Below are 17,223 nucleotides of genomic sequence, written 5' to 3' on the forward strand. Positions count from 1 at the left end.
GCGGCGAGGCAAGCATCATCTGCAATCGTTAGTTCGAATAGACCTCCGGCTTCAAGATCCCGATGTATGGAAGGTTGCGGTATTTCTCGGCATAATCCAGACCGTAGCCTACAACAAATGCATCCGGCAACACATAGCCTTTATAGTCTGCCTCCAAACCAACCGTTCGACGCGCCGGCTTGTCGAAAAGAGCGACGACGCGGATGGAATTGGCGTTTCTTCGCTCCAACACATCGATTAAATAACTAAGCGTCAGTCCGCTGTCAATAATATCTTCGACGATGATGACATCGCGGCCTTCTACAGGCAGGTCCAGGTCTTTAATGATCTTCACGACCCCGGACGATTTCGTCGATGCGCCGTAGCTGGATACCGCCATAAAGTCGAGTTCCAACGGTACAGTCATATTTTTGACTAAATCGGCCATAAAAATAAACGCACCTTTCAGCACGCAAATAACAAGGGGGTTGCGTCCCTCATAATCGCGGCTTAGTGCTTCGCCCAGTTCCTTAATCTTCTGTTGGATTTGTTCTTCCGTGTACAACACTTCCTGAATGTCATTATGCAATGATGGCCCCTCCTACGTTATACTATGAAAGCGAATGGTCTTACATTCTACATTAGCGGTCAGCGCTTCGCCCTTGAAGCTTCATATATAAGATACGGGAAGTTCCGGCTTCTACCGTCGCTTCCCCGGAACGCCGAACGCCCGGAATCCATAGAATCGTGCCGTTCGCATCGGTAACGATCGGCATCGAGTCCCGTACCGAAGGAGCGATTTTATCATCGATGAAAATATCTTGCACTTTTTTGGAACCGTTTAATCCGATGATCTTCATCCGGTCGCCGGGACGGCGATTGCGCACGGTTAGCGGAAATGCGACGCGATCGGCGTCGAAAACCGCTTCGTACCGATTGGCCGGTCTTGGCAACGAATCGCGATCCTGCAGGCCTGCCCGATAAATGCGGGAATGGATCGAACTGCCGTGTTCCGGGATCGAAACCGTTGACTCTTCGCCGCATAACGGCATCGTATAATCATACTCGCCGCGACCGTCCTTCATGCGCTCCTCGCGCACAAATACGATACGGTCGTATTCTCGAACGCATCGAATCCGATCCGCCAAATCGATGCTCCAAGTCGTAGGGCTTGGTTGCAAAATACGAAAACGCAGATTCTCTATTTTGGAAAATTCGGCAATTTCATCCTTACCGTCCGCCGATATAGCGAGATAATTTAATATTAGTTTAATCAGCCGCCGTTGTAAAGCGACATGGACCTTTGCGAACCCGGGACGATGGAAGGAATATCCGTTTCCCGCGGGAACGACCTGGTCCTCGAATAATTTCTGCGTCTCCTGTTCCAAGTATTCGTTTTCCGGCCCGATGACTTCGGCCATTCGATTTAATACGAGCGAAATCTGTTGATTATATTGCCCCAAAAATGGCAGGACATCCATTCGAATCTGGTTTCTTGCATATTTGCGCGATGCGTTGCTGCTGTCCGTTACGTATGAAATGCCGTTCATCTCGCAATATCGAATCAAATCTGTCTTGTATATACGCAGGAAAGGGCGAATAAGTTCCACATTTTTTTCAATTCTTCGAATCGGCATGCCGGACAGCCCAGCCGGTCCCGCCCCGCGCAAAATACGCATCATCATCGTCTCCGCCTGATCGTCGGCATGATGGGCGAGAGCGATTTTGCCCGCGCCGTGGCGCCCCGCCGTTTCGTGCAGGAAAGCGTAACGCTTCTCGCGCGCGGCCGCCTGCGCGTTCATGCCGCTTTCCTCAATATATGCGGGCACATCGATGCGCGCCATTTCGCAGGGAAGACCGAGGCGCAGCGCCAATTGCTCCACCGTGCGCGCTTCCGCGTCCGACTCCTCCCCGCGAAACTGATGGTTCACATGCGCGACGACGAGCCGGAACCGCATGCCTTCCGCGTTCGACAAATCGTAAAGAACATGCAAAAGCGCCACCGAATCCGGCCCTCCGGAAACGGCGACGACAATCGTATCTCCTCGGCTCCATAGGCGATGCTCGGCAGCCGTGCGCTGAACTTGTTGCAAAATATGGTACCCTTTCGAATCGTACATAGCATGAATCCTTCCTCTGCAGCCAACTAACTTTGCAGCACCCAATAAATCGTCGAGCAAAGCAACAGCACGGCCGCGATCAGCGCGCCTGTCAACCAATAAGGGGTCTTTGCCCGATTCCGTTGCAAATCGCCGGATTGCCCGCCCAGCGCCAGCATCGTTTCTTTCCACGCGGCGCACGCTTCGCGCGAGGTGGCGAATTGCCCGGACGCCGCCTTCCCGAACCATCGCTCGAACGGCTTTAGATGCGCATTCGTACGAATCAGCTGCATTAAATCCGAAGCTTGCCTCGTAATCGGGAGCTGCTCCGCCATCATCCGCCGCAATCTCGCTTGGTCCAGCACATGCAGCCAAAGCGCCGTGTAAGAGAATAAGTCGTATCCCGGATCGGCCGTACGCGTGCCCGCGTTCCAGAACCCGCGGTCGTACGATTCCGTGAACTGCTTGACGCTGCGCCCGATCGCGCTCACCCCGCCGTAATCGACAAGTTCTACGCGCCCGTAATCGGAGACGAGAATATTCTCCGCCTTCAAATCCCCGAACGCAAATCCCATCTCATGCAGCGCGGCCAATTTGCCAAGCAAGCGATAGCCGATCAACCCGAACCATTCCGGCCCGTTTTTGGCGATAAACTGCTGCAGCGTGCTTCCTTGCACGTACCGCATCACGTAGAACGGGATGTCGCGGCCCTGTGCCGGAAAATCGTCCACTTCCACCAGGAAGGGATGCGCAAACTCCGGAGAGCGCAGCCCGCGGCCTCCCTGTTGCCGCTTCGTAAGGAGCGACTGAAGCACGTTGATCTCCGATTGAAGATCGACGGCATCGTATCCGATCTTTAGAGCATACCGTTCCCGCCCCCACTCGCGGCGCACCAAGTAGACGATACCGTTGGCCCCCTGCCCGAGCAGCCGCTCCACCCGGTACCTTCCCTTCTTCCACTTGCCCGTAATTAACGAGCCAGGCGGCAAGACGGCTTTAGACGACGTAGTCACCGAATATCCCATCCGTTTCCGTTCCATTCGAAGTTCCATGGCGATTTCCATTTAGTTTATCATATTGATAGAAATCAATCACTTTGAATATGGCCGGACCGGTCGGCGTCGCTCCCTTCATCTGAATACGGTGAAAAATAGAGCGGACGCCGGACAAATCGCTCGTCCAGTCCAAATCAAGCACCGTCTCGTCCGACGAACGCGGGCCGGGAAAATGAAATACCGCCATTTCGCTGCGGCCTTCGCGAGCCTGCAAACTGAGCATCAAGTCGCGGATCGCTTCCTCGACCGCCGCCAGCTTCGGCTTCATGCTTGCGCTTGCATCGATGATCAGGGCCACCTTCAAGGGAGTCGTTTCGCTCAATTCGTCCATGACCCGCACGACCTGCGCGCGCTGCTCCGGCGGCAATTCTTCCACGCTCGCAGCGCCGCCCGGATAAGCCCCCGATTCCTTCGCATACGGGTTCTCCGCCGCCTTCTCAACGGTCCCGCTTGCCGCCGAACCGCTTACGCCGCGCTCGCCGTCCGAACCGCGGGAGCCCAAAATCTGCTGCAATTCGCGGTTCACCGCGTGCTGGATCGTCTGGACAACCGTTTTGCGCGTCATCATTTGGATCGTTTGCGAAAGCTGATGCGGTTGCACAATTCGGCTCATCCCTCCGCCCGCGCGCGCGATTTGCTCGATTTCCGCCGCCCCGAGCTCGCCGATCGTTCCGTGATCGACGACGCCGACAACGTTTACCGTAATGCCTTCCTCCCGCGCATGCGCCGCCGCCACGACCGGGCTTACCCCGACATTCGAACAGCCGTCCGTAATTAACATAATTTGTTTCATCGCAAAAAAACCTCCCTATTCTGGCCAGTCTCTGTTATCTAGTAACAGCATGCCCTAAATTGAGAGATTTAATCCGCATAACTAGGCTTTGAAACGCGCGAGCAGCGCCCAGCGGCGCTCTTTCCGCTTGTTATATTTAGGCAGGGAGCGATAGATTTCCAGCGTCTCGCGGAACGCCGCCTTCGCTTCTTCTTGCCGCCCCATGCCGGCGTAAAGCAAGCCGAGCCGGTAATACGCCTCACAGGAGGAAGACTGCATTTGGCGGAACGATTCCAGCATACGGATCGCTTTCTCCGGGTCTGCCGGCGCATAGGCTTCTCCCAACCTTAAGTAAGGCTCGCCGTAACGAACGCGCGGATTGAGCGTCAGTGCCTTCTCCATATAACGCTCTCCCTGCTCCAAATCGCCCAGTTTTAAATAACATAGTCCCATTTCGGCGTGCAAATCGGCCGAATCCTCCATCGGCCCCTCGAGCTGCTTCATCCATTCGAGCGCTTCGCGGTAATTTTTGCGTTCGATCAAGCAACGAGCCAGTTCGAACTTGGACGAAGCATGATGGGGGTTATTGCGCAATTCGGTCCTCAGCTTGGAAATGCGGTTTGCCAATTTGAACGGTTTCATAAGACTGGGCGACAGCCCGACATATCTCCGGTCCAAGAAATATAAAATGACCAGCAACAGCAAAATCGCAAGCAGCGGGTTTCTCGTTATATATAATAAAATGGAAAAAATAAAAAACTTGCTCAGCAACGCGAACCGCCCCTTTTCTCGATCATCACCCTTTTACACTATAATATTTTACCATATAAAACAATTCCACTGCATATGCCATTGGCGGGGCGTTCCGGCATGGAACATGAGAACGCGAAAGCCAACACCCCGTCAAGGAATATTGGCTTTCGCGCTTTATGATGCGCCGTTCAGGACGGATCGCATTTCCGATAAGTTATCTTTCAATTTGTCCATGCTCATCGTGTCGATCTTTCCGTGGTACGCTTCCTCATATTCCCGCTGTTCGTCGATCGGCAGCGATTGGTACGCTTGCGTATCCGAGCCGACCTCCTGCCGGTAGGAATTCTCCATCTGCCGATTCAGCGGCTCGGCGATTCGATCTGATCGATTTGCTCCTTTAATGAAGCGATCGATTGGCTGTCGAGCTCCCCGTTGCCCGCCCTTAAGCCGGACAACTGCTTGTCGACTTCGTCCACGGCCTGTTTCAACCGCGCCAGTTCCGGGTTGCTCGCACCGCCATTGCCGTCATGCATATGATTCACGATTTTCATGCAGCCCCGGGCCAATCCTTCAAGCCTTTCCAATGATTGTTGCATCCTGCATTCCTGCCTTTCATGGATGATTATGCCTCTATTCCTGTATTATCCCCGGCTGTAAGGAAGGTATGCGAATGTTGTGCGGATGCGGCCAGGCCTGTCTGCCGGATTCCCGAACAGATCGGATTAACGCCAGCTGCGGACGGTTTTTATCATGATTTTTGTAAATCCCCCGATGCAGCTTACAATGAATCCCGCCAACCGGGAAAGCACCGCCAGCAAAACGATCCCGGCTATACTGGCTAGAATAGCGCGCCATAACGTATCAATCGGAATCGCCATGATCGACATGTCAAATGATTGGTACAAGAACGGAGAAAAAATCATAATGATTGGAATCAAGTAGCATACAAAAACGCCTATAAAGCTGACAAAGCCGAGAATGAACCGGGGAAACATCATGAGTGCTACCGTAAACCAATTGCTCTTGTCCGATATTTCCCTCGTCACTTTCAGCTGCGGATTCCAGCGCACAATCGGCATATCGATCCCTGCATATTTGATCGCCGCATTGCGGTCGATATTCAATAAAGCGGGGATGGTCCGGAAAACTCCGGCCAGCATTGGCACGCCGACAACGGTAAAGCTTACCGCCACGGAAAATATAATGCTTATTAAGTAGAAAGCAAAATATAAAAAGCCGATCAAAAACCAAAGAAGCATGTACGAAAAATTTCTAATGTTGGATAAGATGATTCGATTCATTCAGCAAAACCGCCTTTCTTTTTTGAGTTTATTATCTTGATTTAGTGTCATGACGGATAGTTTCAATTTGTCACTTCTTTTTCATGACTGAATTCAACTATGGCATGTGATAAAATGACGTGGACGATATAGAGCTTAAGGCGAGGTTGTAATATGTATGACATTATAAAAAAATGGTATTGGTTTGACTGGATGGTCTTTGTGATTCGCTCCATTTGGTTCATTTCTGTTCTTATCGGCGTGTGGCATTTCCACCATGATTTATCGTTTCCGCTTTGGATGATGATCGGCATGCCTTTAATCGTTTTTTCCGTTCCGTTTCTGTTCCAGCAGTTTTTCAAGCCATATTACATGTTCGCCGAAATCTTCATTGCGGGAGGCTATTCGATTTTTTTAGCTTTCTTGCTTCACGAGGCTCAATGGCAATTTCTGCCCATCGCCTTTGTGATCGGTTTTTATAGCATCAAGAAATCTTACATCTGGACTTGCCCTTTCACGATCGTCGTCATTCCTCTTTTGATCGGATTGGTGACCGACCAGACTTTGGGATTCATCGTTATGAAATTAATGTTTCATCATGGCGTAGCGTATGCGCTCGGTTACGCTTTTCAATTGCTCGTAACCAATCATAAGCAAGGCTTGATGATCCGCGAACAGAACAACGCTCTTGAGCAGTATGTATATCAAGTGGAGCAGCTAACCGCACTGGAGGAACGACACCGCTTGTCCCAAGAACTGCATCATGCGGTCGGGAATTCTTTGATCGCGATCATAAGAGCGTTAGAGTCCATCGGGTCGTCGTTGGCCGATGAATCGGCGAAAGACAAGCTAAAGTCCGTCATGGAATCGGCTCATGCCGGCTTGCAAGAGATGAAAAGGCTCGTACATGAGCAGGAAGCGTCCGAAATCGATCTAACCCTAGTTCAATATGCCAAAAATGTCATTCGCGATTTCGTGAAAAGCACGAATGCGTCCGTAAAATTTCGCTTTTTCGGAAACGAGTACCACGTGGCAAAGGAGGCAAAATTAACGATCATCCGCTGCATGCAAGAAGCTTTAACGGGCGCCGTCAGGAACGGACATGCCAGCGAGATCAAGGTCTACCTTTACTTCGATCGCTCGGAGTTGCGTTTGCAAGTCGAGGATAACGGGGAAACGGGCCGCGATGAGCTCGGCTTCGGTCTATCCGCCCTGAAGCAGAGAGTGGAAGCCGTACAGGGGAAATTGTCCATTTATACGGAAGGCACCGAAGGAACGGTCATTCTCTGCAACGTGCCAAGAACGTTGGAAAATAACCAACAGACCATGAAGGTCGTACTGGTCGGCGAACAAGGCGTCATTTTGGATAGTTTGAAGACAACACTGGAAAGACATGATCATTTGCAAATTGTAGGGATGGCTGCCTCGGGGGAAGAGGGTATTGCTATGTGTGCCAGCACGCATCCCGATATCGTACTGATGGATGTAAACACGCCGGCCATCAACGGAATGGAAGCCATGGCGGCCATGAAAGAAATCGCCAAAAGCATCAAAGTCGTCATCCTTTCTTCGTCCGAGGACGTCAACCAAGCCGTTTCGGCGCTTCAACACGGAGCGAACGGGTATTTGCTCAAATCCATTCAAACGAATGAACTGATTGAGACGCTGTCCTTCATTCACCGCGGAGATACGATTATCTCCCATGAAATTGCCAATCAAGTGTTCGAAGAGTTGCAAAACCGAAATGTTCCGAATGGAAATCGTTACGGACTCACGCCGAGGGAGATTGAGATCATCACCTACTTGTCGAAAGGAATGCGTTATAAGTCGATTGCCGCCAGGCTTTATTTGTCCGAAGGGACGGTAAGAAACTATGCTTCCGAAATGTACGCGAAGCTTCAGGTCAATAATCGCGAACAAGCGATTCGGAAATGTGTGGAAGAAGGGATCATATAAAAAACTTCAAGCGCCAGGAATTGTCCCGGCGCTTGCGCGCACCTCTATCTATTGCAAGAAATCTTTCTTGTCCAGCGCATGATCGACGATGCGAACTTCGCTGATCCATCCGTTAAACACGCCGTCCAGTTCGTTGGCGTATTGGCTCGCGCCGACAATCCACGGTTTGCCGGTCGAGGCGATGCCGCGCGGCTTCGTGTCGGGATTGCGCAGCACTTCCACGCCGTCGATATACATCATCGTCGATTGCCCGTCGTTGACCAGCGCAATATGGCGCCAGCTGTCGTCCATTTCCCACGACCAACTCGTCTGCTCGCTTCCGTAATTGAGCGGGAAGGACGCCCATTGAATTTCCCGCAAGTTCGACACGGCCAACGTCGCTAGCGGCGCGTCGGCGTCGCCGTCCTTCTTGCCGGCGTCTTGCCCGGTGCCGTACCGGCCCAGAATGCCCATCCAGGAATGCTTATCCGCGTCGAACTCAGGCCCGAGCTTCACGACCGCTTCGATCGTATATCCGTTCGGGAACGTCAATGCATTGAGAGGCGCCTGATCGGACGTTTGCAAATACGAGCCCTTCTCTTGCGATTTGTCGCCGAAGAAACGAATGCCCGACTTGCTTTGCGGATTTTGCGCATTTCCTTTGTACCAGATCATATCGCCCGGCTTGGCGTCGCCTTCGTCAATGCGGTACAAATCGTTGCCGTTGCCGGAAAGATCTTGGACCGCCGCCGTTCCCTTGCCTGCAACGGCTTGCCCTTCGGCGGCCGAACGGTTGTCCATTCGCCAGTAAGCGACCGTACCTTCTACCTTCGGCACTTCCTTATTGACGGAAATAACCGGTTGAAATCCGGAGAATCGTTCCTCGAAATCCATCGCGACGGTAAAATCGTTAAAATCGTCGACCAATCGCTCCTCATCGAACGCGGTTCTTTGTTTCTCCGGCATGCCCATCACCCATGGGGAGAAGGAAGAAATATGAATGCGGTTCTTCGCCATGTCGAATTCGAGCGTTCGCATCAACCCGTTGCCGCCGTGAAAGGCGCTTTGATAATCGACGACCATCATGACGACGTCGCGGCCTTTGTCGTTTTTCTTGACCGTATGGGCATAGCCGTGGTGGTGGCCGTTAACGGTCAGGAAGATTTGATCGTTCTTCGCGATCAGCTTGTCCCATAGAAATTGCCCGTGATCGGTCATGACGGCCGATTTTTTGTCGTTGGAAATGTTCAGCAGTTGATGGGTGAACAGCATGACCGGGTACGTCGGATGCTCGTCGATCGCTTTTTGCGCCCACTTCAGCGTCTCTTCGGACGCTCTCCAATCCAGGAAGAGCGCCATATATTTTTTCCCGGCCCCTTCAAAAATATAGTAGGAATTAAATCCGTTCTCGGAATGGCCGTCAAAGCCCGGGATGTTCTTCATTCGGTCTGTCGAAAAATAGTTCAAAAACGGTTCCTTGGCCACATCCCGTTCGTTGTCGTATTGCCGCGAGTTCAGCACGTCATGGTTTCCTGCCAAAAAACCGTATGGAAGCTTGGCTCGATCGAGCACTTTCATCGCTTCGTCGGCGTTGCGCCATTCGTAATCCTCATCGGCCCGATCGACCAAATCGCCCAAATGTGCCGTGAAAACGATATTTTCTTTTTTCGCGTTCTTCGCGATCCAGTTCGTTTGCGACAGCCAAAGTTCGTTTTTGTAACGCGCATACTTTTGCGTATCCGGCAGGATGGCCATCTTGAAGCTGTCGTCGCTGCCCGGCGAAGCGGCCGGACTTGCGGACGCGCCGAAGCCCGACAACAGCCCCGCAAGCATCGTCGCCGGCAACAGCAGCGCGAGCAGTTTCTTGAATTTGTTCTTCATTCTGTCATGTCCCTCCATCGATGTAATCGGTTGGTGATAGGGACATTGTACGGAATGTATGTTAGCGGAATATTACGAGAGAAACAAAATTGTGTAAAGTGTGCGCCGATGGTTTGCCGTTAGCGGTCAGTTGCCGGCCGCTTCCAGCACGGACCAATCGACCGTATATCGATCCCGGGCATCGGCGAGCAATCGATCCTGGAATTCGTCCATGCCGAACGTGTCGGTAAACGTCCCGTCCTGGCTCAGCTGTTGCATCAGCTTGCCGATATAGATCGTTTTGGCGTATTCGGCGCGGGTATCCTCGCTTTGCCAGAACTCGTCCTCGGACATGCCGGTCATCCGGATTCGATGCGCCATCAGCTCTTGCACCGTCTCCTTATTCGCTCCGGAAACGGACGGATCGTACAGCATGTTCTTTTCCCGGTCGATCATTTGCCCGATCTCCTCGTCGGTCGCCGTGATGCCCGCCTCTTTCGCGTATTGAACCGTCAGCTCTTTTTTGATCATCAGATCGAGCAATTCGGCGTCGGAGAATGTTGCAGCCTTGGCGCCTTCGCCAAGGTTCAGTTCGGCGGCCATCTCAATATTTTTCTTGTAAAAAAAGAACCGTTCCGCGGAAATTTGAAAATGTTCGCTATTCACGAGCGGAGCCCTCTCCGATGGCGATGTCCCTTGCTGCGCAGCATAGGACTGGATTTCGTCAAACGTCTGCCCGATGATCCGCTTGTCCCGCTCCGTCAATGGCGGTTTTGCAGATTGAGACGCGTATATCGACGATCCTACCGCCGCGATGAGAGCAACGATGCCCGCCGCTGTGACGGCTATCATTTTTTTATTCATATTTTCCGTCCTCCCCGATCCTTCTGAGTCGAATTGTATTTCTTTCAGTGCGATCCAATCGCACGAAGGTAAGCGATAACGAAGAAAAATCCAAGCGCTAAAATGATAATTAACAAATTGGCCAACTTCATGACCCCTTGCCATGCGTCACGCGCTACTCTATCCATTATAGCATCAAATTTTTACAAATGCATCCATATGTTCCGCCGGGAGCGCCGTTTCAAGCTCATCATTGTTTATGGGAAGGTGAGTATTTCGTTTGCCGTTTTGCTAAAACAGGCGATCCCGCCTAAGGTAACTGCAAAAATCCATTTACATAAGCCACTTTCGGCGATTTTGAACGAAATAGCTGCAATGATCCAGTTGCTACTGCCCCCACAACCGCAAAATCGGCAAAACGAGCCCGATTAACTGGATTTTCGCAGTTGCTATAGGCAAAAAACGGTTTTTGCTCCGAAATTAATGGATTTTTGCATTTGCGAAAAATGTCGATGAACGCTCAGCAACGATTTCACGGCTAACGGATGTAGGAGACGTTATTTGAGCAAAATCGAGACATTTCAAAATGTAACGGAACTAAGAAACCTTATTTGCAGTCATTCGTTCATTTCCCGCTAGGTAAACAACGAATAAGAGCGCTCACATCCGTTAGAATCCGAAAAGGCTGCTTTTTCCCACATTAAGGTCTTCTGCATCCGTTAGAAATTGGGAACGTCGAATTCGAGCGGCCGCAATTTATCGACAGTCTCGTTTATTGAGTCGCTTCAGGCGAAACGAGCCCCTTTAACAGGATGTTCGAGCAAAAGAAAAGCCCAAACGATGCGGACATCGATCGGGCTTCTGCCTGTCGTTATACCATCCTATTTCAAACCGGAAGTGGTGTAGTTTTCGATAATATTTTTTTGGAATTTGATAAATATGATAATGATCGGCAGCACCATCAAGGTCGAGCCGGCCATCTGGAGCGCGTAATTTCCGCCGTATTGCCCTTTCAACAGGGCAAGGCCGACGGACAATGTATACAGCTTCTCGTCGTTCGCGATAATTAAGGGCCAAAGGAAGCTGTTCCACCCCGCGATAAACGTCAAGATCGCCTGCACGGCGAGAATCGGCTTGGACATCGGCAGCGCGATTTGCAGAAACGTTCTGAATTCGCTGGCGCCGTCCATCCGCGTCGCTTCCAGCACTTCGTCGGGAATGGTCGACATAAACTGGCGGAACAAGAAAATGTTGAACGCCCCCACAAGTCCGGGCAGCACGATACCGATCAGCGTGTTCGTCAATTCCATCTTGTTCAAGATAAGATAGATCGGGATCATCGTCACTTGGCCGGGAATCATCATCGTGGCAAGCACCGCAAGGAATAAGCTTTCTCTTCCTCTGAATTTATATTTGGCAAATCCGAAGCCCGCCATCGCGTTCAAGAACATGCCGACAAACTGGAACAAGACGATGAGAATCGTATTTTTCAAATAAACGCCAAAATTCATATTCGTAAATAAATTTCGAAAATTCTCCATTGTAAACTCATGCGGCCACAAAGTCGGCGGGATTTGCAGCACTTCGCTCTCATGCTTCACCGAAGATAGAATCATCCAAATAAACGGAAGCAGGAACATAATGCCGCCCAACGTTAATATCATTCCAACCGCCCATTGAAACGCCCGGCTCTTCCCGCGGGCTTTGGCCGGTTTGCTTGCTGCGCTCGCTGTACTCATCGGTTCACCTCCGCTCCTTAGTAGTCCGATTCTTTATTTTGCAATTTGAATTGCACTAACGTTACCGCAATAATCGCGATGAACAGAACGAACGATCCGGCCGCCGCATATCCGAAATTGCTCAGTTGGAAACCGTTGCGGTAAATGAACAGCGCCACCGACATCGTGCCGTTCAGCGGTCCGCCGTCGGTCATAATGAACGGCTCTTCGAAGAACTGCAGCCATCCGATCATCGTCGTAATCGAGACGAAGAAGATCGCAAAGCGCAGCATCGGCAACGTAATATGTCTCACTTGCTGCCATGTGGTCGCCCCGTCCAACTGGGCCGCTTCGTAGTAAGACTTCGGAATGCCTTGCAGAGCGGCGATAAAGATGATCATATTCAAACCGATCGCCCGCCATAACGCCAGAAGAATCAGAGATACCTTCGCTACGGTCGGTTCGGTCAACCAAGGAACCGCAGGCAAGTGGATCGCTTTCAGCAAATAATTGAACAAGCCGAAGGTCGGATTGTACAAGATCGTCCAGACGACGGCGACGGCGACGACATTCGTAACGGAAGGCAAGTAATAGACGACACGAAAGGCTTTGAAAATTCGCGACGTTCCCAAATTAATTAAAATCGCAATCGTCAAGGAGCAGAGAATAACGAAAGGAACGCCGATAATGACATAAAACAATGTATTATAGATCGCTTTGAGAAAAACGGGGTCGGTTAGAACGCTCTTGTAATTGTCGAAACTTACAAACTTCAAGTTGGAATAATCGGCCAATCCTGCCAAATCCATGTTGGTAAAACTAATGAAAAGCGCGACCAATATTGGCAGCAGCGAAAATACGAACAGCAATATAAGCGCAGGCGCAATGAAAAAATAAGGCGCTTTGCTCCGGGTCAATCCTTTCATGCCGCATCACTTCCTTTACTCTTGCGTCCGATACGCGAACAAGAAGGCTAACCGGCGGGTTCGGCCGGCCGGTTAGCATCGTTCCAACGCATTATTTATTCAAAATTTGCTCGGCTTTCTTGTTGAAAGCGTCCATTTCTTTTTGTACGTCCGTTCCGCCGCGATAAACGTTCTCGAAGCTGCTCAAGAAGTTTTGCGCGATCTCTTCGAATTGCTTGATAATCGGCATCGGCTCGGCCGTCTCTAACTGCTCGCCGAACACTTTGAAGTTCGGGTCTTCCTTCAGCATAGGATCCTCCCAAGCTTCTTTCGCGGCAGGCAGCGATTTCGTCAATTCCATCCATTTCAATTGCGTTTCCGGCTTGCTCATGTAAGCGACGAATTTTACCGCCGCATCGGCATTTTGCGTATATTGGAATACGGACAAGTTGGATCCGCCAAGCGTAGATTTATTGTTATTTTTGGCCGGCAGTACGGCAGTGCCCCATTTGCCTTCCAAATCAGGCGCTTGTTCTTTAATCAGATTCACCATCCACGGTCCGCTGATGAACATCGGCGCGACGCCATCGCCGCGGAAGCCTTGCACGGCATCCAATCCGAGATCTTTCGGAGCCGAGCCGTTCTCGAAGAAGCTGTTCATGAATTGAACCGCCTCGACGAATTCCGGTTGGTTAAACAACGGTTTGCCGTCGGCATCGAACAATTCCGAGCCGTTCTGACGGGCGAACATGAAGCCTAACGATTGTTCCTTCGTGTCCAAGCTGATGCCGTATTTATTGTCGCCGCGATCGGCCAGCTTTTTGGCGGCATCTTGCAATTCTTCCCATGTTTTCGGCGCTTCGTCGTATCCGACTTCCTTCAACAGGTCGGAACGGTAGTACAGAACGCGGGTATCGATATACCACGGCACGCCTACATACGCATTCTCATATTTTCCAGTCATAATGGAGCCGGGATAGAAGTGGTCCTCGCCCAATTCCGGGTATTGCTCCACATACGGCGCCAAATCCATCAATGCTTTCGCGGACGCGAATTCCGGAATCCAGGTCGTCCCCATTTGCACGACATCCGGACCTTTCTTGGAAGCGACCGCCGTCAACAACTTGTCATGCGCGGTGTCCCAAGGCAATGCCTGTACGTTCACCTTAATGTTCGGATTGTCTTGCTCGAACTGTTCGGCGATCTTCGGAAGCGACTTCGCTTCTTCTCCCATCCCCCATACGTTGAGCGTGACTTTCCCTTCTTTATCTTGGCCGCCGGCAGATTCGTTATTCGAGCTAGACGAACATCCCGCGAGAACCCCCATAACGAGCAACGTTGCAGCTAATACGATAGATAATGTTTTTCGCATTTTTCAACTTCCTTCCGCTAACTTGGTATAACATTCCTTTTAATATTGGTTTTTCAAACGAAAAATATTTACAGATCAATACAGGCTGCGAACACCTCCCGTGACATCGAATCGTCCCCCTCCCGAATAAGAAACAACCATAGAGACGGGTGGAAATGAAAATTGGTGAAACGTTTCTCTAAAGCGTAAATTTTTTTCAAAACGAGTGTAATATCTATATCTAAACGTTTCGATACTCATTATATAACAGAGTGAAATCGTATACAAGTGGTTTTTTTGTCAAATTTGAAACGTTTCGAATTTCAAGCCGTGAGGACAAATGCTTGGTTGACTCCGTTGGAAAACGTTATTATAATGAATTTTATAGTAAATCGAAACGTTTCTATTAAATTGTCGATGGATACTGCGAGTGCGATGCAGTGCACAGAAAGGCTATGAAAATCGATCCATGCGATAGAGAGGAAGTTGTACAGATGACAGAACAACAATTGGTCTCGATCCTGAACCAAATGACGATAGATGAGAAAATTGCTCAACTGCTGCAGCTCGCAGCGCCGTTCTACGAAGGAGCGGAAGGCGAGGGGCAAATTACGGGCCCGATGGCGGCCATGGGCATCTCGAAGGAAGTCGTCGCCAATACCGGTTCCGTGCTTGGCTTGACCGGAGCGCAGCAAGTCATTCAAGTGCAGAAAGCCCATATGAACAACAATCGCCTAGGGATTCCCCTATTAATGATGGCCGATATCGTGCACGGGTATAAGACGATCTTTCCCGTTCCGCTCGCGCTAGGATGCTCCTGGGACATGCAGCTGGCGGAGCGAACCGCCGAAATCGCCGCCGCGGAAGCGGCCGCGGCCGGCGTTCATGTCACCTTCGCGCCGATGGTCGATCTCGTAAGAGACCCGCGTTGGGGTCGAGTCATGGAGTCGACGGGAGAAGATCCGTTCTTGAACGGCGAATTCGCGCGGGCGTTCGTCCGCGGCTTCCAAGGGCGCGACTTGACCGGGGACCCGTCGCGGGTCGCCGCCTGCGTCAAGCATTTCGCGGCGTACGGCGCGGCGGAAGGCGGCCGGGACTATAATACGGTCGATATGTCGGAGCGGCAATTGCGCGAATATTATTTGCCGGCGTACCAAGCGGCGCTTGACGAAGGCTGCGAAATGGTGATGACGTCGTTCAATACGGTAGACGGCATTCCGGCAACCGGCAATCGGCGCCTGATGAGAGACTTGCTTCGCGACGAATGGGGCTTTGACGGGGTGCTTATCTCCGACTGGGGCGCGGTGAAAGAGTTGATTCCGCACGGCGTGGCGGCGAACGAAGCCGAAGCGGCCCGCAAAGCGATTCAAGCCGGGGTCGATATCGAGATGATGACGCCGTGCTATGTTCGCCATTTGCGCGATCTTGTCGAAACCGGGCAAGTCGAGGAGGCGCTCATCGACGAGGCGGTGCTGCGCATCCTGAAGCTGAAGCGGAAGCTCGGCTTGTTCGACAATCCGTACCGCGGGGCGGATCCCGAGCGGGAACGCGAAATTGTGATGTGCGCGGAGCATCGGCAAGCGGCGCGGGAAGCCGCATTGAAATCTATCGTTCTGTTGAAGAACGAAGGGGTGCTGCCGCTGCAAGAGGATCGCAACATAGCGTTGATCGGACCGTTCGCGCAGAGCGGAGACATTCTCGGCCCTTGGTCGTGGCTCGGCGAACAAGAGGAAGCCGTCCGGTTGTACGACGGGCTTCGAGCGATATCCGGCGCGAACCGCGTCGTTGCGGCTCGGGGCTGCGGCATCGAGACGGGGACGGATGCGGAATGGGACGAAGCGTTGCGGGCGGCGCGGAACGCCGATGTCATCGTGCTTGCGTTGGGCGAACATTCCGAGATGAGCGGCGAGGCGGGGTCGCGGGCGAATATCCGGCTGCCGCAAGTGCAGTTGGAGCTGATCGCGAAGCTGAAGCCGCTGAACAAGCCGATCGTTGCCGTCTTGTTCAACGGCCGCCCGCTCGACCTGCACGGCGTATTCGATCAAGCGGACGCGGTGGTGGAAGCCTGGTATCCCGGCACGGAAGGCGGAGCGGCGATCGCCGAACTATTGTACGGCAAGCATAATCCATCCGGTCGTTTAACGATGTCTTTCCCTTATGCCGCCGGTCAAATTCCGGTCTATTACAATCATTTCAATACCGGCCGCCCGCAAGGGGCTCCGGACGCGCAGGAGCGTTATGTGTCGCAATATTTGGACATTCCGAACGAACCTTTGCTGCCGTTCGGCTACGGCCTGAGCTATACGTCGTTCGAATATAGCGAACCGGCTATCTCGTCCGGGACGATGACCCCCGAACAACCGGTGCGGATTCGCGTTCGCGTCACCAACACCGGGGACGTTGCGGGAGACGAGGTTGTGCAATTATATGTGCGCGATGTGGCGGGCGAAACGGTCCGTCCGGTCAAAGAATTGAAAGATTTTCGCAAAATCTCGCTGCAGCCGGGAGAAAGTAAAGAAGTGGAATTCATTTTATCGGAGCGGCAATTGCGCTATCATCATACGAATTTGGAGTGGATCAGCGATCCGGGCGATTTTGTCGCCATGGTCGGTCCGAACAGCCGCGACACGGCGGAACTGACATTTACACTAACGAAGCAATGAAAGCGAGTGG

Annotated in this window: 15 protein-coding genes; 2 read left to right on the plus strand and 13 right to left on the minus strand. The window is 51.8% G+C overall.

All coding sequences use genetic code 11. From position 1 onward, the window contains the following. Window positions 1-28: 28 nt before the first annotated feature. From hpt to KQI79_RS22635, 8 genes are all read right to left on the minus strand, one after another. Window positions 29-568, minus strand: coding sequence for a hypoxanthine phosphoribosyltransferase (gene hpt, locus KQI79_RS22600; RefSeq protein WP_216540575.1), 540 nt, complete (start codon window positions 566-568; stop codon window positions 29-31). Window positions 569-620: 52 nt separating this feature from the next. Continuing rightward, the gene (gene tilS / locus KQI79_RS22605) at window positions 621-2,099 is read right to left on the minus strand and encodes a tRNA lysidine(34) synthetase TilS (RefSeq protein ID WP_216540576.1); all 1,479 of its coding nucleotides are present in this window, start codon (window positions 2,097-2,099) and stop codon (window positions 621-623) included. A gap of 26 nt (window positions 2,100-2,125) precedes the next feature. Then, the gene (locus KQI79_RS22610) at window positions 2,126-3,091 is read right to left on the minus strand and encodes a serine/threonine protein kinase (RefSeq protein ID WP_216540577.1); all 966 of its coding nucleotides are present in this window, start codon (window positions 3,089-3,091) and stop codon (window positions 2,126-2,128) included. Continuing rightward, a complete protein-coding gene (locus KQI79_RS22615; protein ID WP_216540578.1) occupies window positions 3,075-3,926 on the minus strand; it encodes a vWA domain-containing protein in 852 nt (283 codons plus the stop codon). The genes KQI79_RS22610 and KQI79_RS22615 overlap by 17 nt, the downstream gene beginning before the upstream one ends. A gap of 81 nt (window positions 3,927-4,007) precedes the next feature. Next, complete coding sequence (locus KQI79_RS22620; protein ID WP_216540602.1) at window positions 4,008-4,673, minus strand: tetratricopeptide repeat protein; 666 nt, start codon at window positions 4,671-4,673, stop codon at window positions 4,008-4,010. A 159-nt stretch (window positions 4,674-4,832) separates the two neighbouring features. Then, entirely contained in the window at window positions 4,833-5,009 is a 177-nt protein-coding gene (locus tag KQI79_RS22625; protein ID WP_216540579.1) for a hypothetical protein, read from the minus strand. Window positions 5,010-5,017: 8 nt separating this feature from the next. Beyond that, the gene (locus KQI79_RS22630) at window positions 5,018-5,254 is read right to left on the minus strand and encodes a hypothetical protein (RefSeq protein ID WP_216540580.1); all 237 of its coding nucleotides are present in this window, start codon (window positions 5,252-5,254) and stop codon (window positions 5,018-5,020) included. Window positions 5,255-5,380: 126 nt separating this feature from the next. Then, a complete protein-coding gene (locus tag KQI79_RS22635; RefSeq protein ID WP_216540581.1) occupies window positions 5,381-5,959 on the minus strand; it encodes a sensor domain-containing protein in 579 nt (192 codons plus the stop codon). Between the two features lie 153 nt (window positions 5,960-6,112). On the opposite strand from KQI79_RS22635, the gene KQI79_RS22640 reads away from it, so the two are divergent. Next, window positions 6,113-7,894 carry a helix-turn-helix transcriptional regulator gene (locus KQI79_RS22640; protein WP_216540582.1) on the plus strand — a complete coding sequence of 594 codons (1,782 nt, stop codon included), beginning with the start codon at window positions 6,113-6,115 and terminating at the stop codon, window positions 7,892-7,894. Window positions 7,895-7,942: 48 nt separating this feature from the next. Here KQI79_RS22640 and KQI79_RS22645 read toward each other — a convergent pair whose 3' ends face one another. From KQI79_RS22645 to KQI79_RS22665, 5 genes are all read right to left on the minus strand, one after another. Then, window positions 7,943-9,754: a LamG-like jellyroll fold domain-containing protein gene (locus KQI79_RS22645; RefSeq protein ID WP_216540583.1), complete on the minus strand. Its 1,812-nt coding sequence runs from the start codon at window positions 9,752-9,754 to the stop codon at window positions 7,943-7,945. 126 nt (window positions 9,755-9,880) lie between these two features. After that, window positions 9,881-10,597 (minus strand): SurA N-terminal domain-containing protein, encoded by a 717-nt coding sequence (locus tag KQI79_RS22650; RefSeq protein WP_216540584.1) that lies wholly within the window; start codon window positions 10,595-10,597, stop codon window positions 9,881-9,883. Between the two features lie 860 nt (window positions 10,598-11,457). After that, the gene (locus tag KQI79_RS22655) at window positions 11,458-12,315 is read right to left on the minus strand and encodes a carbohydrate ABC transporter permease (protein WP_216540585.1); all 858 of its coding nucleotides are present in this window, start codon (window positions 12,313-12,315) and stop codon (window positions 11,458-11,460) included. A gap of 17 nt (window positions 12,316-12,332) precedes the next feature. Continuing rightward, window positions 12,333-13,220, minus strand: coding sequence for a carbohydrate ABC transporter permease (locus tag KQI79_RS22660; RefSeq protein WP_216540586.1), 888 nt, complete (start codon window positions 13,218-13,220; stop codon window positions 12,333-12,335). Window positions 13,221-13,311: 91 nt separating this feature from the next. Then, window positions 13,312-14,571 carry a sugar ABC transporter substrate-binding protein gene (locus tag KQI79_RS22665; RefSeq protein WP_216540587.1) on the minus strand — a complete coding sequence of 420 codons (1,260 nt, stop codon included), beginning with the start codon at window positions 14,569-14,571 and terminating at the stop codon, window positions 13,312-13,314. Window positions 14,572-15,044: 473 nt separating this feature from the next. Here KQI79_RS22665 and KQI79_RS22670 point away from each other — a divergent pair, with 473 nt between their 5' ends. Next, on the plus strand, window positions 15,045-17,213 hold the full coding sequence (locus tag KQI79_RS22670; protein WP_216540588.1) for a glycoside hydrolase family 3 N-terminal domain-containing protein: 2,169 nt from the start codon (window positions 15,045-15,047) through the stop codon (window positions 17,211-17,213). Window positions 17,214-17,223: the final 10 nt, after the last annotated feature.

It is taken from the genome of Paenibacillus sp. MSJ-34, from assembly GCF_018918005.1.
GTDB lineage: Bacteria > Bacillota > Bacilli > Paenibacillales > Paenibacillaceae > MSJ-34.

Excerpts from the sequence above, each read along its gene's own strand:
- KQI79_RS22645 (WP_216540583.1), bottom strand. The coding sequence starts at position 9,754 with ATGAAGAACAAATTCAAGAAACTGCTCGCGCTGCTGTTGCCGGCGACG.
- KQI79_RS22635 (WP_216540581.1), bottom strand. The coding sequence starts at position 5,959 with ATGAATCGAATCATCTTATCCAACATTAGAAATTTTTCGTACATGCTT.
- KQI79_RS22655 (WP_216540585.1), bottom strand. The coding sequence starts at position 12,315 with ATGAGTACAGCGAGCGCAGCAAGCAAACCGGCCAAAGCCCGCGGGAAG.
- KQI79_RS22665 (WP_216540587.1), bottom strand. The coding sequence starts at position 14,571 with ATGCGAAAAACATTATCTATCGTATTAGCTGCAACGTTGCTCGTTATG.
- KQI79_RS22615 (WP_216540578.1), bottom strand. The coding sequence starts at position 3,926 with ATGAAACAAATTATGTTAATTACGGACGGCTGTTCGAATGTCGGGGTA.
- KQI79_RS22625 (WP_216540579.1), bottom strand. The coding sequence starts at position 5,009 with ATGGAGAATTCCTACCGGCAGGAGGTCGGCTCGGATACGCAAGCGTAC.
- KQI79_RS22670 (WP_216540588.1), top strand. The coding sequence starts at position 15,045 with ATGACAGAACAACAATTGGTCTCGATCCTGAACCAAATGACGATAGAT.
- tilS (WP_216540576.1), bottom strand. The coding sequence starts at position 2,099 with ATGTACGATTCGAAAGGGTACCATATTTTGCAACAAGTTCAGCGCACG.
- KQI79_RS22630 (WP_216540580.1), bottom strand. The coding sequence starts at position 5,254 with ATGCAACAATCATTGGAAAGGCTTGAAGGATTGGCCCGGGGCTGCATG.
- KQI79_RS22650 (WP_216540584.1), bottom strand. The coding sequence starts at position 10,597 with ATGAATAAAAAAATGATAGCCGTCACAGCGGCGGGCATCGTTGCTCTC.
- KQI79_RS22660 (WP_216540586.1), bottom strand. The coding sequence starts at position 13,220 with ATGAAAGGATTGACCCGGAGCAAAGCGCCTTATTTTTTCATTGCGCCT.
- KQI79_RS22640 (WP_216540582.1), top strand. The coding sequence starts at position 6,113 with ATGTATGACATTATAAAAAAATGGTATTGGTTTGACTGGATGGTCTTT.